A 20,150-nucleotide genomic window follows, 5' to 3' on the forward strand; every position below is an offset into this window, starting at 1 on the left:
AAGCGGCTGATGCTGATTCTTCTGAGATGGATTGGGAAGAGACTGGTAATTTACCGAAGGAAAGCGTACGCGCATGGCCGCCAACACCTTCGACATAGGCTTTTTTCTGGGGACAGGCAGCCTTAGGCTTTCTAAGCGTCTTATTTTTCTTTATAATGTCGGAATGGATGGGTCATGCATCGGGGAAATCTATCTAAATAAACATCTAGGAGACTCCATTTATGAGCTTGAAACACAATCTGCTTCGCAAGAAGCCGATTCCGTCTTTGACAGGCGGAGAAGTGCGTTCCGCATTGAAGAAACAGCTCGGCGTCATGGACTTGATCGTCCTTGGCGTCGGTTCTATTGTGGGAACGGGAATTTTCGTATTAACCGGCGTGACGGCCGCCACCCATGCCGGTCCGGGACTGATCTTGTCATTCCTCCTGGCAGGGCTGGTATGCGCCTTCTGCGCACTATGCTATGCCGAATTCGCCTCCACCGTGCCGGTAGCCGGCAGCGCGTATACGTACAGCTACTCCGCCTTTGGGGAAGGCCTCGCTTGGCTGATGGGCTGGGATTTGCTCCTGGAATACGGCTTTGCAAGCGCCCTCGTATCCAGCAGCTGGTCGGGGTATGTGCAGAGCATTCTGTCCGGGTTCAATATTCATCTTCCTGTTGCCATTACAAGTGCCTTCAATCCTGCGAAAGGCACATACGTGGATGTGCCGGCGATCGTCATCGCGCTGTTGATTACATGGATCGTATCCCGGGGTGCGAAGGAATCGACCCGGCTCAACACCATCATGGTATATCTGAAGATAGCCGTCATCGTTCTGTTCATCGGTGTCGGAGTTTTCTACGTGAAGCCGGACAACTGGACGCCGTTCCTTCCGTTCGGCATCGAAGGGGTCATGACGGGGGCGGCCATCGCCTTCCTCGCATATATCGGCTTCGACGTAATCGCCACAGCTGCGGAGGAAGTGAAGCAGCCTCAGAAAAGCCTGCCAGTCGCCATATTAGGCTCTCTGCTTATCGTTGCCATCCTATACATTGCCGTTACGGCGGTATTAACCGGCCTTGTACCGTATCATCTCTTGAACGTGAAAGACCCTGTCGCCTTCGCGCTGCTGTATATTGAGCAGGACTGGATGTCCTACTTCATCTCGCTCGGAGCCCTCGCCGGCCTGACCACCGTCCTCATGGGGGTATTGTTCGGTCAATCCCGGCTGCTGTACGCACTCGGTCGGGACGGCTTGCTCCCGAAACGGATGAGCTCGGTCAATCCGAAGACGAAGTCGCCCGTATTCAGCACTTGGGTATCCGGCATCTGCATCGCGGCGCTGTCGGGCTTCGTTCCGCTTGGAAACCTGGCGGACCTGGCCAGCATCGGCACGCTGTTCGCCTTTATTACCGTTTCGCTAGGCATCATTGTCCTGCGCAAGACGCACCCTAACCTGAAGCGGACCTTTCGCGTGCCGCTGGTTCCATGGCTGCCTTTAATCGCCACGCTCAGCTGCTTGTACCTGCTCACGACGCTGCAGCGGATCACCTGGATCGGGTTCATCGTCTGGATCGGGCTCGGCATCATTATCTACGCCGTGTATGGTTACAGGCACAGCTCGCTGCGCCAAGACGCAGCACCAGACGAATCCTGACTTCGAGTGAACGTCTTGCGCGCTACCATAGATTAAACCAGCCTTGACCTCATCATTAACGAAGAGAAGAAGGGACTCTCCCGTAAGGTCCATTGACCTGGGACAGTCCCTTCTCTTTTCTTATAAGTAAGTTGTTGAGCTGAGCGCTCTAGGATTCCATCACGCCTTTAGGGGCAGCCGTCGGCCCGGCAGGCATGCCTTCAACCGGCACCTTGGCGGCGGGAAGCTTTATGCTGACGAACGAGGATACCAGGAATATGGCTCCTGCCGTGAAATATACCGCAACGATCGACGATGCCGCCATATACCATCCCGTCAGTCCGGAGCCGATCAGCAGCATGCCGGTAAAGACCGGCGTCATGACGCCATTGAGACGCCCGATATATTGTTCATCAACCTGCCGCATCATCAGCGCCATCAAGACGGTTTGCGCCAGCGCCATCAGCACGCCCGTAACAAAACGCATGGCACCGGTCAGGAGCGGCCACTTCGACAGTACTTCGATGCATGTGGACACCCCCAGGAAGGCAAGGCCAGCAAACAGAAGATACGAGCCTTTCACCCTCCCGGCGATGACGGCAGCAATAATCCCCCCGATCAGCATCCCTGCACCCTCAAGCGCGGTAAACCACTGCACGCTGGTCATATCCAGCATCAACCGCTCGGTGATGACAAAGATATCGAGCGGCTGGACAAGTCCCGCCCCGAGCGCCAGAAGAACATAAACCACCAACAGCACCTTCAGCCATCCGGTACGGCCGATGTAGCGGAAGCCCTCCTTCAGTTCTTCTGTAAAAGAGCTTGCAGATTCGGCCCTATCCGCTGCTTCATCCACATGCGAGGGGAGGAATGCCAATACGGCGGCAGAGCCGGCAAATATGACAAGCAGACCAATCAGTGACGCTTCGAGGCCGAAGGCTTGATAGATCGTCGTCCCGATCATCGGCCCTAGAATAATGAACAGCGACATGAGCGTCTGGGACAATGCCGTCGCCGACGAGACATGCTCATCCGGCAAGCAGCGCTTGATGATCTTGAACGAGGACGGCTGGGAGAATTGGGAGACAACGGCCGAGATCAGCGTCACGGCGAAGGCCGCCTGCCAATATCCTGCAAATACGACGAACAGGATGAGCAGCACGGATAAGAAACTCAGGATGTCCCCCCAAATCATCGTGCGCTTCGGCCGCCAGCGGTCGGCTAGTACGCCGCCGATAATCGAAACCAGAAAGATCGGCGCATATTCAATAACGGTCAGAAGCGATATGGCTACCGGGTTATGATGGCTTTTCTCCATAATGAAGTAGAGCAGCGCCATGTTGCGGATCCAGATGCCGATGTTCTGCAGGACATCCGAAATCGTGAGCAGTACAAATGCTTTGTTGCGAAACAGATGCTTCATTGTTCATGCCCCCTTAGTTGAAACCGACTAGTCGGTTTATTTATATTCATAAAAGCACGGAGCATGCCTTCGCATGTTCCTATGCTTTATCAAAAGAAGCTTGGTCATCCGGTCAGTCCTCGGCTCGCCCAGTCATCACCCCTTGCAGAAAAATGCTGACGCCCTTCCGGTACAGCATGCGCAATTCCTCTTGTGACCGTTCATAGAACGTGGTCGACAAGCCGTCGAGAAGGGATCCGAATATAACGGATACTTCCTCGATATCCTCCGGAGAAATGATTCCTTGATCGGCACCCTCCTCCAGGATTTCCAGGTACAGGGCCCGCGGCCCCTGCAGGATCGCCAGCAATTTATTCAGCAGCGTATTGTCATTCGGCTGGTTGATGTAAAATTCCTCTGCAACCTTCGTGAGCGGGTTTTGAAAATCATCGACCATATGATCAGCGATCCCATACAGCTTCTCTTCAAAGCTTCCGTACTTCGCCTTCTTCTCGTGCCATGCTTCCATCCATTCCTGATTCTGTTTGGCAAGTAGCTGGATAAAGAGATCCTCCTTGCTGTCAAAATGGTAATAGATGCTGCCCTTGCTGGCACCGGTAAACTTGACCAATTCGTCCATGGACGTTGCCGCATATCCGCGCTGGATGAAGAGCATCTTCGCTTTCTCCAGAATAAGGTCCCGCTTCCGTTGAGCTTTCTCTGTTGCCATCGAAAAGCACTCCTTGCTACAATGAATTGCCGTTACGGACAAGGTCCTGCAGCCCTTCTTGGGTGGAACCAGAGCCCGATTTATCGCCATTGTTCAAACCAATTCGTTGATTTCAGAAAAAAACCGACTATGCGGTTTAATTTCATCCATCATACCCCAACCCTCCCGCAATGTAAAGGAAAGGCCTGAATAACTAGAACAGGAGGGCTTTCGTTTTATCGAAAACCCTCCTGTCATCGTGCTGCCTACATTCTTAGCTATGATTCGTCTTATTCCAAATTCCAGACAGCTCTGTCCATCTTCATCGGATCCCCGAAGCTCAGCTGCAGACCTTTGGCATCTTTAGCTACCTCATAGGAAATTTCACCCTTCAGCTCCTCCCCGGGTGCTATGGTTCCATCGAGGGTCTGCACATCCGAGGAGATCGCCGGCGTATAGTGCACCTCCTGGTCATCTGTCAGCGCAAACGATAAGGCGGACGAAATGACCACCGGCTCGGTTCCGTTATTTTTAACGGTTAGATCGACAACCTTGAACATATTGCCATCCTGGGGCTTTTTATAATCGTCCCCTTCCGATTCCCGCAATCCGTTCAGCGTAATCACGATTCCGTAATAGTCGATCGTATCGCCGACAACGCCTGTCTCGCCGGCACTCAGCTTCTTGCCACCGTCCGGCGTAGCGGTCTGATCCTCTTGGGGCTTGGCTGAAGGGTCTTCAGCGGACCCTGAGGCATTGCCTGAATCGCCGCCTCCGCTTACGGCAGGGGGCTGTTCCGCCGGCGGAGCAGCCTGATCATTCGAGCAGGCTCCAATAAGCAGCATCGTCAGTATTGCAGCCGAAATTTTTATCATCATCGGATTCATCCTCATTCATATTACCTCCTATCGCAGTCATGGCTTGATTAGAATCTTTCCTTAATCCTGAACTTAAATAGTTTCGCCATGCATTCGCAAAATCCTGCATAAACACGAAAAAGCCCCCTGGAAAGGGGGGCTTCGAAGGGATGAGTTATACGTGCACAGGTGTCTCGGTTTGGATTTCAGGCAGCGCCTGCAATCCCGCCGTATTCAGGAAGTTCCACGGCTTGTTGTAATGCGGCTGGAAGAAGAAATCGATAAAGGCCAGCTGGTCAATCGTCATCCGGTTCTGGATGCATACCGACAGCGTGTTGATCGACTGGGTCAAGTCTGCCTTGGAAATCACTTGGGCACCGATTACGCGGCGGGTTTCCGTCTCATATACGACCTTCAATGTTACCGATTCAGACGTCGGCATAAATTCCGGACGGTAATGATCGGTGATCGTTACGGCTTCGACCTGAAGTCCTTCATCCTTAGCGGCTCCTTCCGTCAGCCCAGTGGACGCGATGTTATGCTCATAAATTTTGAGGCCCGAGGTGCCTTGCGTCCCCATATAAGGGGTGGTGTGCTTCACCAAATTGCGGGCAACCAGCGTCCCCATCCGCACGGCGTTCGTCGCCAGCGGAATGTACATCATCTTGCCTGTCGGGTTATAGAGCACCGAGCAGCAATCGCCCGCTGCATAGACATCTGGCTTATTGGTCTGCATGTACGAGTTCACAACGATGGCTCCGTTGTCGAGCATGTCGACCTGTCCTTTAAACAGCCCTGTGTTCGGACGGAAGCCGATGCAGAGGATGACCAGATCCGTTTGGATTTCTCCCTTGTCGGTAATCACCTTGGTTACTTTGCCCTCCTCTCCCTGGAAGGAGGTTACCGTCTGACCGAGTGCCAGCTCAATTCCTTTTTCCCGGAAAGAATTCTCGATCTGATCACTGAATTCACGGTCCAAATATTTGTTCAGAATGCGGTCAGCGCTGTCGATCAGCGTAACCTGCTTGCCGTTTTGCTGAAAGGCCTCGACCAGCTCGACGCCGATATACCCGGCACCTACGACGGTGATATGCTTCGCATGACGCGCTTTTTCGATAATCGTATTGGAATGGCGGTAATTCTTCGAGAGCAGGATATTGTCCAGGTCAATGCCCTCAAGTTTCGGAACGATCGGCCAAGAGCCGGTCGTAATGATCAGCTTGTCGTACGTATCGTCAAAGGTTTCGGACGTGACCAGATTGCGCACCTTAAGGGTTTTGCGGTCGGTATCAACCGATACGATCTCGTGGCGCATTTTGGTGTCGACGCCCAGCTCTTCGAGCTTCTCCGGCGAGGAATAAAATAATCCATCCGGATCCTTCACGACGCCTCCGACATACAGTGCGATGCCGCACGATAAAAAGGAAATATTGTCATTGCGTTCATAAACGGTAATCTGTGCATCTGGATACAGCTTGGCGGTATTTACAATGGCAGACGTTCCTGCATGGGTACAACCAATAACGGCAACTTTCATGGTTTTTCCTCCTCCAAAGTAAAGCTTGTATTTGTTTAAGATGATCTGTTTGGCATGGAATCATGCTTGGTAACCGTTGATGCCATTCTGCTTCTGATCCCGATGCCCAAGCTTGTTTGTGAATTAATTCACTTTTACTATGGTTTCATTATAATGTGATTTAATTCACATTTCAATAGGCTTTTGAAATAGCCACACTTTGTTCACAAATTCACAATCTTGTTGTGACTCATTCCATTGATTCTTATGATTGCGCAAACGGCTAGCTGTTATTCTAATTTTTGAGACTGGATGAACGGGAATGAATGAGCCGGCTTCAGAGCATACTATTTCGGTCGTTTCCGCCAGGTACGTTTGACACCGAAGCCAGGGGCTCAAATGTTCTGAAAGGGGCTGCACAGCAAAAAACAGGACTGCAGTGACCGGATCGTCCAGCTAAATCCCGGCACTTACAGCCCTCCTCTTAGCATTCGCAAAACTCTCGAAATCTTTAATCCAGCAGCGATTCAATTGCGCTTCTCATCGATTCAGGGGTCTCCCGCGGCTCAAACCGCTGCACGACTTGACCCTCGCGATCTACAAGAAACTTGGTGAAGTTCCAGGCAATCTCTCCGTTTCCTTCAGGACCAGGCTGCTGAGACTTCAAATATTGAAAGAGCGGATGGGCTTCTTCCCCGTTTACATCAATCTTCCCGAAAATCTTGAACGTTACGCCGTAATTCAATTGGCAGAACGATTCCGCTTCCTCGCTCGTCCCCGGCTCCTGTCCTCCGAACTGGTTGCAAGGAAAGCCAAGCACCTCCAGACCTCTGGACTTGTACTGCTCATATAACTCCTGAAGCTCCCCGTACTGCGGCGTCAGCCCGCATTGGCTGGCCGTGTTCGCAATAAGCAGCACACGGCCCTTATAATCCTCGAGCGAAATGGGTTTGCCTTGTGTATCGACGGCTTGATAATCATAGATTGACATCATTCATTCCCTCCTCTATAGTGCTACCATGTTTGGATTACGCTGATCCGGCGTTCACCATCTATTCCTCATCATACCTGAAATCATGGGGAGAAACCAAATTTCGATACCTCGGACTGATACCCAAATGAAAGCATTTGTATTATGATAAATTTATATTTATCGGGCAGGCAAAAAAACTAACAGTCTGATTCGCCGCGATGGCTCGTCTGCTTCGTCCTATCCCTTCCCGGGAATGGGATTGGATGGATGTGCCCTGCTGCAGCCGCACTGCTGCAATTTAACATGTAAGCGAGGAAGAAGCATGAAATTGTACCCAGAAATGTTTTTATCCCCTTGGCATCTCATTGTCCTCCTCTTTGTCCTGATTGCATGGGTAGGACTTATGATTGGCCGTTACGACCGGAAAACCATACTGCGCAGTACCGGCCTCACGGCTTTGGTATTTTATTTTATCGTGACGATTCCCGTGGGACTGATCACGCAGGAATCCTTGTATAAGCAAGAAACGATGCTGGCCGAGCTGGATCAGAGTTTCGAAGAAAAAAAGGAGGAGTCCAGCCTGACGAGCGTCCAGGATCATATCATTGTTTATGCCGGGGCATACAGAAATGATGATGGCGCCGATATTCTCGTCTATGCCGGCAATTACCATAGCAGCGAAACGTTCACCGGCAATATACGGGTTTCCGTTTATGATAAGGATAAAGAAGAGGTATTTACCGAAACATACGAGCGTGTGACACTCGCACCTGGGGAGAAGAAGAAACTCGATACGACTTATACAAGTCAGCCGATGGATACCTACTATCTCCAATACGAAGCGCAGCCCTAGGGCCGCGCTTTTTTACTGCTTATAAAATTGTTCGCAAGTGTGAAACAAAGTTCCGAATGCTTGAACAACCGGTTGTATTCCCAGCGATGCGCTAAAACAGCATCATGGCTTGATCACAATCTAGTTTCTAGCTCTTGTAAACTTCGATCTCCGATTCGGGAGCGTTAGCGGCTGGTCTATACGGCTCGGGTGCCGGCGGCAGATTCTTCGCGTCGCGGTCCTTCCGCAGACGGCGGATCCCAAGATAGACTAAGCCATATAACGGGAGAAGCATGAAGGACAATGCCAACAAACTTCCTGACATGATATAGGACGGATCCGTCTCAATGTCCGAGAAATCCACAAAAAAGAATGAAGCAAGCGATGCCAAAGAAAAAATAATGATCTGCGGCCATCGCATCCATTTCACAAGGATAAAAAACAGAATGCTGAAGCTGCCGAGCAGCGAAATCGAATAGGCGTAATTGTTCGGGTTAATTGAGCCGTTATCCGCTAATCTCACCAGCCAATAACCGATGGCGAATTGAACCGGAAATACAAGCCAAGCCAGCTTGCCGACCCCGCGAAAGGCGGACTTCCTCTTTCTCAGCTCCTCCTCGTATTCTAGAAGCTTCATCCCATGCTCAAGTTCTTCCAGTTCAGCTTCCGTATATTCGCGCTGCTCTTCCTCTTCAATTAACTGCTCCATATACGGACGGAAGTCGCGCTCGATATTCCCGTCAAATTCCGCTGCCTTCAAATCCTCATCGCTCCGCAGCTGCTGCGGCACCGATGCATCGCGGAAATCATGGATGATAAGCGAAGTCAGATATAGCGGTACATTTCTCCCGCTCATGACCTCCAGCCAACGATTCGCATCCATCGGATCCAAGAACGGAATGGCGATCGCCCGCTCCCTCATCCCGCTGCGGGCGATCAGATAGAGGACCGGCATCAATTCGACAACCGGGCTTCTTTCCATCATTTTGGTTTTCTTATAAGCATAGCTGTATTGGAGCACGTAACGTCCATAGTACATCTCCACCACATCGGTCAGGCGGACGCTTCCTTGCTCCGATTCTCCCGTAGCCGGATCCCACAGCTCATAGTCCACGCGATCCTCGTACAATGCGTATCGATCCAGATGCGTATTCGCCCACACCTGCTTCCTCAGACTTTTCAACAGCTTGACAAACATGATGATTCCGACAGGCACGGCCAGCAAGCTAAGCCAGGTCCAGACGGAAGGCCAGAGAAGCAGAAGGACCACCGGGCCGACGATCAACCCGAGCCCGAGCAGCATGGCGATCGAGTACGCCTCGAACGTCAGTATCCAGTAAAAGGGCTGCATTTTGGGTTCTTTCTGCTCATGAATCAACAGGGACATGCAGGCAACTCCTTTGTCTTCAACGTTTGACTTTTATAAGATATTGAACGGGATGAGGGCCAATTATGTGAAATGATCCTGCTTCCCTTCCAATACTCATTCTAACATTCTATATAATCATTCTTTATGTATGAATGCTCTAACCTTTATAATACGGCAAAATCCTTCCCGGGAGGAGATGAATTTAGACCCTTTTTTAGGCAGCTCCATCTAGATCATCCCAAGGCACAGGTCAGCTCAAAATCAAAAAAGCCTTCCCCGGAATTACTGCCGGGAAAGGCTGCCTGACACCATGTGAGAAAGGCTAAGCCTGACGTTTCTGTGCCAGCTTGACGAGCAGATGAGCCAGCTGGTGCTGCTCCTCCGGTGTGCCGACCTTCCACAATTCCTGAAGAAGCTTCTCCTCCGAATTTCTAGGCTCTTCGTTTGCAGCCAGATAGCCGGCCACCTTTTCCGCCGCCTGGGCAAGCTGCTCCTCATTCAATCCGATGCTCTCGGCCAGCTGAATTCGCTTGTTCAAATAGGCCTGAAACGAGTCGAAATCAGCCAGGATCCGCTCCTTCTCCTTATCGTCAATCCGATCTATCGCGTCATCGACCTTACTTACATCGAGCTCACCGTTCTTGTTCACGACATGATTATGTTCAGACATGATAACGCCTCCTTGTGATTGGATTAGATAACGATCAGTTATTAACCGCAAGGCCTGCGAATGAACCACCGGATGGCGTTAACGGCCGCGCCGTCCACCGCTCCGGCCGCTTCCTCCCCGGCTGCCGGAGCCGCGGCTGCCGCCCTGGTTGTCCTGGCCACGGGCGGGGCTGCCGCTGCGGCCGCCGGATCTTGCCGATCCACGGCCGGCACCGCCTTGGCTCTTGCTCTGCCCACGGCTGCGCTCTTCCGCGCCTGCACGTCTCCCGGGCCCGCCGCTCTCTTCCCTGCGTGGCTGCTCCGCTCTCCCCTTGGCTTGGGAGCGGCCTCCCCGGCCATCGGCGCTGCCGCCGCCTCCCCGGGAGCTGCGGTCCGACTGGCCGCGGCGTGCCGAGCCCGTTCCGCCTTCTCTTCGCCCGCCGCCTTGCCCCCGCTCACGGTCAGACTCAAGCGAAGAGACATGTCTAGCTTTTCTCGGACGGCCGGACTCCATACCCGCATTGTTCGCGCGCTCCTCCTGGACGTTCCCCTCGTGTGCGTCATAGCGCACCCGCTTCAAGCGAAGCGAGATGCCCTCCTCAATCCGCGCCAGGTCCGAACGGTCCTTGGCAGCCATAAAGGTCACTGCCATTCCGCTGCCTCCCGCGCGCCCCGTCCGGCCGATCCGGTGGATGTAACTTTCAACATCATGGGGCATATCGTAGTTAAAAACATGGGTAACCCCTTCCACATCCAGCCCCCGGGCTGCCACGTCCGTGGCGACCAAGAGCTGAAGCTTGGCTTCCCGAAACCGTTTCATGACCGCTTCACGCTTGGCTTGGGACAGATCACCGTGAAGCTCGTCCGATTCGTATCCGGCAGCAAGCAGGGCTTCGTTTAGAGCCGATGCCCGCCGCTTGGTACGGCAGAAGATGATGGCAAGAAACGGCCGGTAGCGCTCGATCATGGCCCGAAGGGCGTCCTGCTTGGACCGGTCGGTGCACTCGACAACCACCTGCTTGATCTGCTCCAACGGAATGGGGGATGCCCCTTTTATAACAATATCTTCAGGTTTATTCATGTAACGAGCCGCAAGCTGCTTCACCCCTGCAGGCATCGTAGCCGAGAAGAGCATCGTCTGGCGTCGGTATGGAAGGGCATCGATCAGCGCCTCCACTTCGGCCAAAAAGCCCATATGCAGCATTTGATCCGCTTCATCGAGCACGAGCATTTTAACCCCGCCGAGCTCCAGTGTGCCGCGTCGCAGATGATCCAGCAGCCTTCCCGGCGTGCCGATAATCAAATGCCGGCCGCCTTCCAGCTTGCGCAGCTGCTTCTCGACATCCTGGCCGCCGTACACGGCCAATATTTTAATCCCGTCCGGCTCCCCTGCGGTCAGCTTCCGGGCTTCCTCCGTGATTTGGAGGGCCAGCTCCCGGGTTGGCGCGATGATGAGCGCTTGCGGGAAAGGACGATTCGGATCGATATGCTGCAAAATCGGGAGCATAAAGGCCAGCGTTTTGCCGGTTCCTGTCCGCGCCCGGGCAATGACATCCTTCCCTTCAAGCAGCAGCGGAATCGTCTCCTGCTGCACCGGCGTCGGTACCGCGATTCCCTGCTCCTTCAATTTTCTCACTCTCTGCTCGTCAATGCCCAGCTGTTGAAAGTTCGGCAAACGTTCCACCTCATTTAAGTATTTTTCGCTATTGAATCGTATTAAGAAACTGACAAACGACCCTGTCTTTGGTAATGTCAATATTAGAAGATTCATCCCACCACGGCAAGGAGGTGTCCCCAATGAATCCGCTCCAGCTCATAGTCACTGTACTCGTTCTGCTGATCCTGCTCACCTTGATTAACATGATGATGAATTATGTTTCAAGACGGGACGGGGAACCGCCCGTCCCCCTTAAGAGAAAGCTGTGGCTTGTTCCGCTTCTCGCAGCCTTTATCATTGTGCCGATCGAGCTGTTCTCCATCCTGTATGCACTCCTGTTCCGGGTGACCGATTCTGCGGGACAGATGCTTGCCTATAACAGCGGCGGCGTGCTGCTAAGCCTGCCCCTGCTGCTCTTGATCGGGTTTCTGATCTTTGAAGGCCTCGTGCACCCGATCATGATTACCCTGCTGCGCCTATGGCTGCGGCGGGACGCTTCCGTATACGTCAAGCAGACCGTCACCGTGATCACCGATTCGATCCTGATTTACGCACTCGCGTCGGTGATCCCTGCCGTTCCGGTCGGCAGCTGGCTCCATGCGCTCATCATCGCCGTATTCTATCATCTCATAGAATGGGTCCTGATCGGCATTCAGGCTTGGATCCAGCAGCGTAAACGGGCCAAAGCCGCGGCCCCTGGCTAAACAGCCTTGATAAGCCCACGGCTAGAAACGGCCCGATTTAAAGATCGAATACAGCAGCCATGCCACCATGAGCAGCGCCACGATGAACCCGACCTCGATCACCGGGAAATTCCATAGCATCATGGGCTCCCGGCTCAAGGAGGAACCGATGATAAGTCCAACCATAATGATGCTGAAGGCCAGCAAAACGATGCTGAATGAGAGCCGGTTGCTGATCTGGTCCAGCTTCCGCATCAGCTGCTGCAGCTCCGGCACGCTGATTTCCACCCGGAGCTTTCCTTTGCTGATCAAGGCCGACAGCTGCCTGGCCTGTCCGGGCAAATCCAGCAGACTTTCTGCAAGCCCCGCCAACCCGTCCAGCACCTTCCTTCCAATCCTGCGCGAATTATAGCGCTCCTTCAGCAGCTTCCGTCCGAAAGGCTCCGCCATGTCGATGATGCTGATTTCCGGATCCAGCATTTCGATGACTCCTTCCAGCGTCAGCAGCGATTTGCCGAGCAGCGTCAAATCCGGCGGGAGCATAATCCGGTGCCGCTGGGCAACGGTGAACAGGTCGGTAAGCGCCTTCCCCAAGCGCACTTGAGAGAACGGCACGTCATAATATTCGCTCCGCAGCCGATCCATATCCGACCGCAAGGCGTCCATATCGCAATCATCGGGTATGAGTCCCATCTTGGAGATCGCGCGGATCATCCCTTCCGAATTTCGGCGCATCAAAGCAATGATCAGCCCCGAAAGATGATCCCTCATGTCCTCGCTCAACTGCCCGACAAGTCCAAAGTCCAGGAAGACGAGCTTTCCATCCTCTGCGACAAGCAAATTGCCCGGATGGGGATCGGCATGGAAAAAGCCTTCGATAAAAATCTGTTGAAGCATGCCGTCTATAAGATGCTCCGCAATCTCCTTCAGGTCATAGTCCTTCGCGGCCAGCTCCTGCCGGCGGCTAAGCGTAATGCCCTCCGCGAACTCCATCATCAGCACTTTCGAGGATGTATATTCCCAATATATCCGGGGAATACGGATATACTCATGGTCATCCAGCCGGGATGAAATCTTCTCAGCGTTACGTGCCTCGTGACTGTAATCCAGCTCCGCCATCATCGCTCTGGCAAATTCATCCACAATCCGGTCGACCCGGTACTGCTTCACCCAATCCCAGTGGCGCTCGGCGATCGAGATCATGTCCCGCAGGATTTCCAGATCGCGGCCGATCATCCTGGCCACACCCGGCCGCTGTACCTTGATCGCTACACGCTCACCGCTCTTCAGCAGGCCGGCATGCACCTGTCCGATTGAAGCGGCGGCAAGCGGCTTCTCTTCAAATTCCTGCAGTACATCATGTATCGGCATGCCCCATTCCTGCTCGATCAGCTCCCGCGCGCTGGCGGAAGAGAACGGAGGAACCCGCTCCTGCAGCTTGACCAATTCCTGGATAATATGGTCAGGCAGCAGATCCGATCTTGTGCTCGCTAATTGGCCCAGCTTCACGAATGCCGGTCCAAGATCCTCCAGCACCCTCCGAATCCGTTCCCCGAGCGTAACGGTCTCCGGCTGCTCCCTGGAGCTCCAGCGGACGGGCATCGACAGGACATGGAACAGTCCCATCTCCTCCACCATATAGCCAAAGCCATGGCGCATTAGCGCCATGGCGATTTCCCGGTAGCGTCCGGCATGCCTCATTCGGACCGCCATCTAATCCTGCTGCGGCCCTTCCAATTCCACGATTTTCCTCTCAAGGACAGCGATGCGCTGTTCCAGGCTCGCGACATCGGTTCCTTTCGGCACGTCCAGTTCGGACAGTACGCGCTGCACCTGTTCATAAATATACGTCTTGATCTGGGACTGCTCTTCCTCGCCGCGTTCAATGAGGCGATTCACCAGCGCTTTGGATTCTGTGGGCGCCAGCTCCCCGCGCTTAACCAGATCGTCCACGATTTTCTCGACTTTTTCTTTGCTGACAACGGTAAGGCCCAATCCTAACGAGATTGCTTTCTTAAAAAGATCACTCATGATTTTATCCCTCCCGATCTTGTCTGGTTCCATTATAACCGTTCGCGCTGGTAAAAACATCTATCCGCAAAGCTTCAGCACCCATGTCCTGTGAGCGCTCCCGGTTTATAGGCCGGCATTGTGAAAATTTAGATTCCAGCCGCTCCCCGGGTCAAATCTAGAGACGAACAAAGCCGTTTCGCTCTATAACTGTGCTGATGGGAAGTCGATCTTTGGATGTTGCAAAATCTCATATACTTAGAATTACCCGGATCCGGCCGTAAATATGAGAGCATGGATACCGATCTGTTAACGCCTAGTCGAGGAAAAGAAAACAGACCGACAGGGCATTGCCCCACGGTCTGCACGCTTTTCATAAGATCACTCAATCTTAATCGTTATAACGATCATCGTCATCGTCGTCATGATCATTATCGTCATGATCATTATCGTAACGGTCGTCTTGATCATCGTCATGATCGTCATCATGATCATCATCGTCGTGATCGTACTCGGACTTTACGATTTTCCCGCTCAGGGCGTTGACCTCGACTTCCATGCTGCCTTTGGAGGTCTTCACTTCAACGTCATAGATCCAGCGGTTATCGTCCTCATCCAGATCGACGTCAGTCACCGTGCCGCCTCCCGCATGCTTCAATGCAGCTGCAGCGGCCTGTCCTGCGCCGATCAAGCCGCTGGGATAACGATCGCGGTCATCATCAAAATCATCATCTCCATCATAGTGGTGGTGATATTCGAAAGTCCGCTTCCCGAGCGTTTTGCCGGTTGATGCGTCAATCCATAGCTTGGTGCCCCGATCACTTTGTTGGATGTACACCTTATAAGCGAGCTGTCCTTTATAGTGTACCAGATCGATATCTTTTACCGTTCCTTTGGCGACAGCCAGTGCAAGCTGCTCCGCCTTCTCGACACTGATCAGCTGCTTGCCCGTTTGCGCTGCAGTCGTCGTACCGGTGCTTGCACTTCCGTTCGAGCCCGCAGCCTGCACGGCATTATATCCGTATACGCCGCTTGCCGCTATAGCCACGGACAGCGCGCCGGCCCACAGTATTTTTTTCTTCATCTTGTTCTTTCCCATCGTAATAACCTCCTCATGTCTTATCGATCGTTCTCTTTACAATTTCATTATAACGCTCCAATATGAGAGCATTCAGAGAGAAAGATTAGAAAACGATGATAAATGATAAAAGAGGTTGTTCAAAAGATCGTCTTTTGATCACGAAGTGAAATCAAGAAGTAACTCGTCTGATCCATTCCCTAATCATCCCACGTTACGGTCATAATCTTGCCGGTAATGGCATGAACCTGGATCGTGGCTTCCCGCCCATCGCTCTTCTCAATTTCGACCAGATAATAACGAACGCCGTCATCCTCGCGGTATTCGATATCCTCGATCGTCCCGGGAACCTTAGCAAGCGATACCTTCTCGGCGTGCTCCCTCGTGATCATCCGCATCGGCGGATTCTCTGGTTCGGTGCCTTCGCCATCGTCAGAGTCCTCCGGGGTTCCGCCTGACCCCTCCCCATTCGGCTCCGAAGGTGGTTTACTCCCCTGGCCTTGTCCCTGACCCTCGCTCTGACCCGTCCCGCGGTTATCCGGATCAGGAGGCTCGGGCTGCTGTCCGGTCGGATCCTGATTGCCAGACCCGCCCTTTCCCTTCTCCAGCTGTTCGATCGACACAATGCTGCCTTCGCGAGCATCCACAGCCAAATCATATTTGCCTTGATCGGACACCAGCTGAACCCGGTACACATCGCCGTCCAGCGCTGTATCCGTTATCGTCCCATTTGGGTAGAGAGTTTCCACTTTACCTATAATTTCATCCTCGCTCATACGCTCGGACGAAACACTGAACGGCTTCCACAGCAGCGTACCGGCCACCACGACGACGACCAGCAGAAGACCGCCCGTCAGCATCCCCATTTGTTTTCGCATCCCAATCACCTCGGGTAGATTCTGTTCATTAACGCAAGTATACCGCAGCAAGGTTAGAAATCGATGAGAAACAAAAGGGCGTTTAACCTTGACCTCGGGTCCCGGAAGGCTGCAGCCGGATCGTGGCGGTGGTGCCGACTCCCGGCAGGCTTTCGAGCTCCAGTTCTGCCCCGACGGCCTCTGCAATCTCCTTCGCCAGCGACAAGCCGAGGCCTGCTCCGCCGGTCTTCCTGCCGCGAGCTTCATCGACACGGTAGAAACGGTCAAACACATGCTCCAAATCTTCCTTCGATATGCCGATTCCCCGGTCAATGACCCGAATATATACCCCGGGCGGCTTCCTTCCGACTTCGATGACGATCGACTCATCGCTGTACTTGCGGGCATTATCAAGGAGGATGAACAGCAGCTGCTTCAGCCTGCGGCTGTCCGTCCAGGCGTGCACCTCGCCTTCAGCGCGGACGTCAACCTTCCGACTGTAGGCATCCCGGATCGCACGCGCCGATCCGTTTGCCAGCTCGGAGAGCTCCACGGATTCCATCTCGATCTTCCATGAATCCTGATTCCTCGCCAGCAGCAGCAGCTGCTCGGTCATCTCCTTCATTCGGATCGCTTCCGAATGAATCGCTTCCACCGACTCCTGAAACAGCTCCGGCCGCTCAAGTCCTCTGCGCTTCAGCAGACTGGCATAGCTCTCGATAATCGTAAGCGGGGTCTTCAGCTCGTGCGAGGCGTTGGATACGAACTGCTCCTGCTTCTCATGATTGCTCTCGAGCAGCGTGATCATATCATTGAATGCCGCTCCCATCTCCGTCAGCTCGTTTTTCGGCTGCTCCTTAAGCTCGATCCGGCGGAACCGTCCGCTCTCGCGGATATCCTTCATCGTGCGGGTGAGCGCCGTTATCGGCTGCATAATCAAGCGGCCCAGCACGCGGGTCGACACGACGATCGGAATCAGGCCGATGGCCGTGACGGCCACGAGCACGACACGAAGCGCCTTCAGAATATCCATCGTTGGAGCAAGCGTGCGTGCAAGCTGAATATTGTTAACCGAGCCGTCCGGCCAAATGACCGGGATCGAGGCGAATGCGTACGTTTCCCCTTGGATCGTGATCAGCCGCACCTGCTCCCTTGTATCATACGGCTCATCAAGGCCGTCCAGCTCCACGCCTGGCGCCGTCGTCAACCGCTGGGGGCTGCTGTTATCGGGCATGACCACCTTGATCCCTGCGCCAGCCGGAACATAGCTGCGCTGCAAGTCGGCGAGCGGGACGGATTTCGCGGCCTCCACCATATTACCGGCGATCTGCACGGCTTCGGCCTTCGTCTGCTTAAGCTGGCTATCCACCGTCATCCGGCTGAATACAAAGTAAACCAAAATATTCATGACGATCAGAATGACCGCCATAAGTACCGATGAATACAGATGAATTCGGCTGCTCAGCTTCATGGGCTGTCCTTCAGCACATAGCCGACGCCGCGGACGGTATGAATCAGATCGGGCAGGCCGTCAAGATCGATTTTCTTCCGCACATAACGTATGTACACATCGACGACATTCGTATCGCCGTAATAATCGTATCCCCATACCGCCGCCAGAATTTGCTCGCGGTTCAGCACCTGCCGTTGATTTTTGAGCAGGTAAACGAGCAGATCGAATTCTCGGGGCGTCAGCTCGATCTTCGTTCCGGCCCTGACGACCTCGCGCGTTCCTTCATGGAGCTTAAGGTCACCGGCGGAAAGCCATTCTCCTCCCGGCTCATTGTCGTTCTGGCGCGTCCCCTGAAGGCGAAGCGCTGCCCGGATTCTGGCGAGGAGCTCCTCGATCTGAAACGGCTTCGTGATATAATCGTTAGCCCCCAGATCAAGACCCGACACCTTATCCTCAACCGAGCTCTTGGCGGTGAGCAGCAGCACCGCCGTGTGCGTATCCTGGCTCCGGATGCGCCTCAGCAGCTCGATGCCGCTCATGCCCGGCAGCATGACGTCTAACAGAATCAGATCGAAGGACCCGCTTCGATATACGCTCAGCGCATCCAGTCCGTTATCCGCTTTGGCAACCTCATAGCCCTCGCTCCCCAGCTCAATTTCCAGCAGACGGGATATTTTAGCTTCATCTTCGACGATTAAAATCTTCCCGTTGTTCATCCAATCCCTCCTACAGGCATGCTCCGTATGATTTAGCCCGGAACGCGCGCCGCCCATTTGGCGGCCTGCGTGATGAGCCTCCGAAGCTGCGGCTGAAGGAAGCTCGGCTCATGATGGCCCGGCATGACAAAGACCACCCGGCCGATTCCGTACGTATGGCACCAAGCGGCCGGCCACTGCTGACCTTCATACTCGTAGTGCAGCAGCACCGTTTTTTCCGTAAACGGGCTAAAGGTGAAGCGATACGGTTCCTCATCCAATACAAACGGCTCCACGCCTTCCGTAATATCAAGATCGTTCTCGGCGGGAACGAAATACAGCTTATCCATCGGCGGATGGCCGTCAAACCGCGCTCCGATGAGCTGGGCCAACTCATACCGGTTAGCCAGCGTAATGCCGTTATGAATGACAAGCAGGCCGCCGCCGCCGCTGACATAGGACAGCAGGCCCGCCGTCTGCCGGGGAGATACGCGTTCATCCCACAAGTCGCTGTAGGCAATGCACAGCTCATAGGGATACAGATTGCTCTCGTGGAGCATTTTATGATTTTCGGTGCATTGCACCGTGAACATGTCGTTTAAAAGATGTGTTACTTGTTTATCGATCCCTTGGAGCGGGTGAAACTTGGGGTGGGTATAGCTGCCTAGCAGCAGTGCTTTTCTTTTATCCATGGGGCATCCTCCTATTTACTACTTACAATATTACACGCGATGGTCCATTACATGCACGAGCCTAAGAATCAATCCGGAAGACACGCCCGTCTCCCTCCCCTATCATGCCATTAATTCGCTGATTGGGCAAAATATCGACCGAGCTCGACCATCATGCTGCCCATGCGCTCATCTTCGGGGACAAGCAGGCGCGTGATCCCTTCCTCGCGCAGCCCCTGCGCCGTTACCTTGCCGACGGCAACGGCGATCACTGGCCCGCGGAATGCCTCCAGCACCGCTTCGAGCTTGCCGTGATCCTTGGCGAAATCAGCCAGAAACCGGAATTGCGGCGCACTGGTGAACGCAACGGCATCCACCTTGCCCTGGATAATTTCGTCCACCAGCAACGAGATGTCTTCCTCCCGCGGCGGTATATGCTTATACGGCAAGATCGGCTCCACCTGAGCGCCCCGGCTCTCCAGCCATTCCACAAGCTTAGGCGCGGATTCGCCATGCAGCTGGAGGATGACGCGCTGGCCTGCCAGATCAAACGGCGCAAGCGCCCGAATGAGGCCGGATGTGCTGCCGTCATCATCTCTTACGATGGGCGTAAGCCCTCTTTTTTTCAACGCGTTCACCGTTTTGTAACCGCGCGCGGCAATGGTTGTTTGCGTAAGCGTTGCATTCAACCGGTCCAAAGCGCCCATCTGCTCCGCCATATCATAGATGGCCTCAAGGCCAATGCCCGTCGTAAATATCGCCCATGGCGGTGCGGGCTCTTTAAGCCAATCCTCAATCGATTCACGCAGTACCTCATCATCCAAAAAAACCGTTCCCTGTGCCGGACGAATCAGCGGGGTTCCCCCCATCTTCTCCACCAGCTTTGCCATTTCCTCCGCTTTGCGGGGGCCGGCCAGGGCCACAACCCGATCTTTCATATGCTGTGCCATTATTTTGCCTCGCTCTCCTAGAGTGTGCAGGTTCTGCCATTTGACTCCAGTATACTGGCCCGATCCGCAGAGCGAAAGTCACTTTGGTCTTAAACTTCGGCAGCAAGCCTTATAAAAAAGCAGCGAAGGGAATGCATCCCCTTCGCTGCTTGAACGTTCAGCTCGAAGCGCTGC

Annotated in this window: 19 protein-coding genes; 3 read left to right on the plus strand and 16 right to left on the minus strand. The window is 53.8% G+C overall.

Annotated elements, in window-relative coordinates; translation table 11 throughout:
* The first annotated feature begins 221 nt into the window (after positions 1–221).
* Positions 222–1,637 carry an amino acid permease gene (locus J2Z18_RS00905; RefSeq protein ID WP_245255799.1) on the plus strand — a complete coding sequence of 472 codons (1,416 nt, stop codon included), beginning with the start codon at positions 222–224 and terminating at the stop codon, positions 1,635–1,637.
* Positions 1,638–1,785: 148 nt separating this feature from the next.
* On the opposite strand, the gene J2Z18_RS00910 is transcribed toward J2Z18_RS00905, so the two are convergent.
* The 5 genes from J2Z18_RS00910 to J2Z18_RS00930 all read right to left on the minus strand — a co-directional run bounded on the left by J2Z18_RS00910 (position 1,786) and on the right by J2Z18_RS00930 (position 7,091).
* A complete protein-coding gene (locus J2Z18_RS00910; protein WP_210094020.1) occupies positions 1,786–3,039 on the minus strand; it encodes an MFS transporter in 1,254 nt (417 codons plus the stop codon).
* Between the two features lie 112 nt (positions 3,040–3,151).
* Positions 3,152–3,748, minus strand: a complete 597-nt coding sequence (locus tag J2Z18_RS00915) for a TetR/AcrR family transcriptional regulator (protein WP_144877945.1) — start codon at positions 3,746–3,748, stop codon at positions 3,152–3,154.
* Between the two features lie 269 nt (positions 3,749–4,017).
* Complete coding sequence (locus tag J2Z18_RS00920; RefSeq protein WP_007128834.1) at positions 4,018–4,620, minus strand: DUF4352 domain-containing protein; 603 nt, start codon at positions 4,618–4,620, stop codon at positions 4,018–4,020.
* 139 nt (positions 4,621–4,759) lie between these two features.
* The gene (locus J2Z18_RS00925; protein ID WP_028404116.1) at positions 4,760–6,121 is read right to left on the minus strand and encodes an FAD-dependent oxidoreductase; all 1,362 of its coding nucleotides are present in this window, start codon (positions 6,119–6,121) and stop codon (positions 4,760–4,762) included.
* A gap of 490 nt (positions 6,122–6,611) precedes the next feature.
* Positions 6,612–7,091, minus strand: a complete 480-nt coding sequence (locus J2Z18_RS00930) for a glutathione peroxidase (RefSeq protein WP_210094170.1) — start codon at positions 7,089–7,091, stop codon at positions 6,612–6,614.
* A 304-nt stretch (positions 7,092–7,395) separates the two neighbouring features.
* On the opposite strand from J2Z18_RS00930, the gene J2Z18_RS00935 reads away from it, so the two are divergent.
* Positions 7,396–7,926 carry a hypothetical protein gene (locus tag J2Z18_RS00935; protein ID WP_210094021.1) on the plus strand — a complete coding sequence of 177 codons (531 nt, stop codon included), beginning with the start codon at positions 7,396–7,398 and terminating at the stop codon, positions 7,924–7,926.
* Between the two features lie 127 nt (positions 7,927–8,053).
* Here the strand turns inward: J2Z18_RS00935 and J2Z18_RS00940 are convergent, their stop codons facing one another.
* From J2Z18_RS00940 to J2Z18_RS00950, 3 genes are all read right to left on the minus strand, one after another.
* Positions 8,054–9,292: a hypothetical protein gene (locus tag J2Z18_RS00940; protein WP_210094022.1), complete on the minus strand. Its 1,239-nt coding sequence runs from the start codon at positions 9,290–9,292 to the stop codon at positions 8,054–8,056.
* Between the two features lie 304 nt (positions 9,293–9,596).
* Positions 9,597–9,944 (minus strand): DUF3243 domain-containing protein, encoded by a 348-nt coding sequence (locus J2Z18_RS00945; RefSeq protein WP_210094023.1) that lies wholly within the window; start codon positions 9,942–9,944, stop codon positions 9,597–9,599.
* A gap of 78 nt (positions 9,945–10,022) precedes the next feature.
* Positions 10,023–11,597 carry a DEAD/DEAH box helicase gene (locus J2Z18_RS00950; protein ID WP_210094024.1) on the minus strand — a complete coding sequence of 525 codons (1,575 nt, stop codon included), beginning with the start codon at positions 11,595–11,597 and terminating at the stop codon, positions 10,023–10,025.
* Between the two features lie 122 nt (positions 11,598–11,719).
* Here J2Z18_RS00950 and J2Z18_RS00955 point away from each other — a divergent pair, with 122 nt between their 5' ends.
* Positions 11,720–12,283, plus strand: a complete 564-nt coding sequence (locus J2Z18_RS00955) for a hypothetical protein (protein WP_007128841.1) — start codon at positions 11,720–11,722, stop codon at positions 12,281–12,283.
* 21 nt (positions 12,284–12,304) lie between these two features.
* Here J2Z18_RS00955 and J2Z18_RS00960 read toward each other — a convergent pair whose 3' ends face one another.
* The 8 genes from J2Z18_RS00960 to J2Z18_RS00995 all read right to left on the minus strand — a co-directional run bounded on the left by J2Z18_RS00960 (position 12,305) and on the right by J2Z18_RS00995 (position 19,976).
* The gene (locus J2Z18_RS00960) at positions 12,305–13,975 is read right to left on the minus strand and encodes an ABC1 kinase family protein (RefSeq protein ID WP_210094025.1); all 1,671 of its coding nucleotides are present in this window, start codon (positions 13,973–13,975) and stop codon (positions 12,305–12,307) included.
* Entirely contained in the window at positions 13,976–14,293 is a 318-nt protein-coding gene (locus J2Z18_RS00965) for a phasin family protein (RefSeq protein ID WP_007128843.1), read from the minus strand.
* Positions 14,294–14,663: 370 nt separating this feature from the next.
* Positions 14,664–15,371 (minus strand): PepSY domain-containing protein, encoded by a 708-nt coding sequence (locus tag J2Z18_RS00970; protein ID WP_028404108.1) that lies wholly within the window; start codon positions 15,369–15,371, stop codon positions 14,664–14,666.
* A 179-nt stretch (positions 15,372–15,550) separates the two neighbouring features.
* Positions 15,551–16,228 carry a PepSY domain-containing protein gene (locus J2Z18_RS00975; protein ID WP_007128845.1) on the minus strand — a complete coding sequence of 226 codons (678 nt, stop codon included), beginning with the start codon at positions 16,226–16,228 and terminating at the stop codon, positions 15,551–15,553.
* An 82-nt stretch (positions 16,229–16,310) separates the two neighbouring features.
* Entirely contained in the window at positions 16,311–17,678 is a 1,368-nt protein-coding gene (locus J2Z18_RS00980; RefSeq protein WP_210094026.1) for a sensor histidine kinase, read from the minus strand.
* Positions 17,675–18,376 carry a response regulator transcription factor gene (locus J2Z18_RS00985; protein ID WP_210094027.1) on the minus strand — a complete coding sequence of 234 codons (702 nt, stop codon included), beginning with the start codon at positions 18,374–18,376 and terminating at the stop codon, positions 17,675–17,677. Before J2Z18_RS00985 ends, J2Z18_RS00980 begins: the two co-directional genes overlap by 4 nt.
* A gap of 32 nt (positions 18,377–18,408) precedes the next feature.
* Complete coding sequence (locus J2Z18_RS00990) at positions 18,409–19,047, minus strand: ThuA domain-containing protein (protein ID WP_210094028.1); 639 nt, start codon at positions 19,045–19,047, stop codon at positions 18,409–18,411.
* A gap of 110 nt (positions 19,048–19,157) precedes the next feature.
* Entirely contained in the window at positions 19,158–19,976 is an 819-nt protein-coding gene (locus tag J2Z18_RS00995; RefSeq protein WP_210094029.1) for a uroporphyrinogen-III synthase, read from the minus strand.
* Positions 19,977–20,150: the final 174 nt, after the last annotated feature.

It is taken from the genome of Paenibacillus lactis (genome assembly GCF_017873605.1).
Taxonomy (GTDB): Bacteria; Bacillota; Bacilli; order Paenibacillales; family Paenibacillaceae; genus Paenibacillus_AQ; species Paenibacillus_AQ lactis.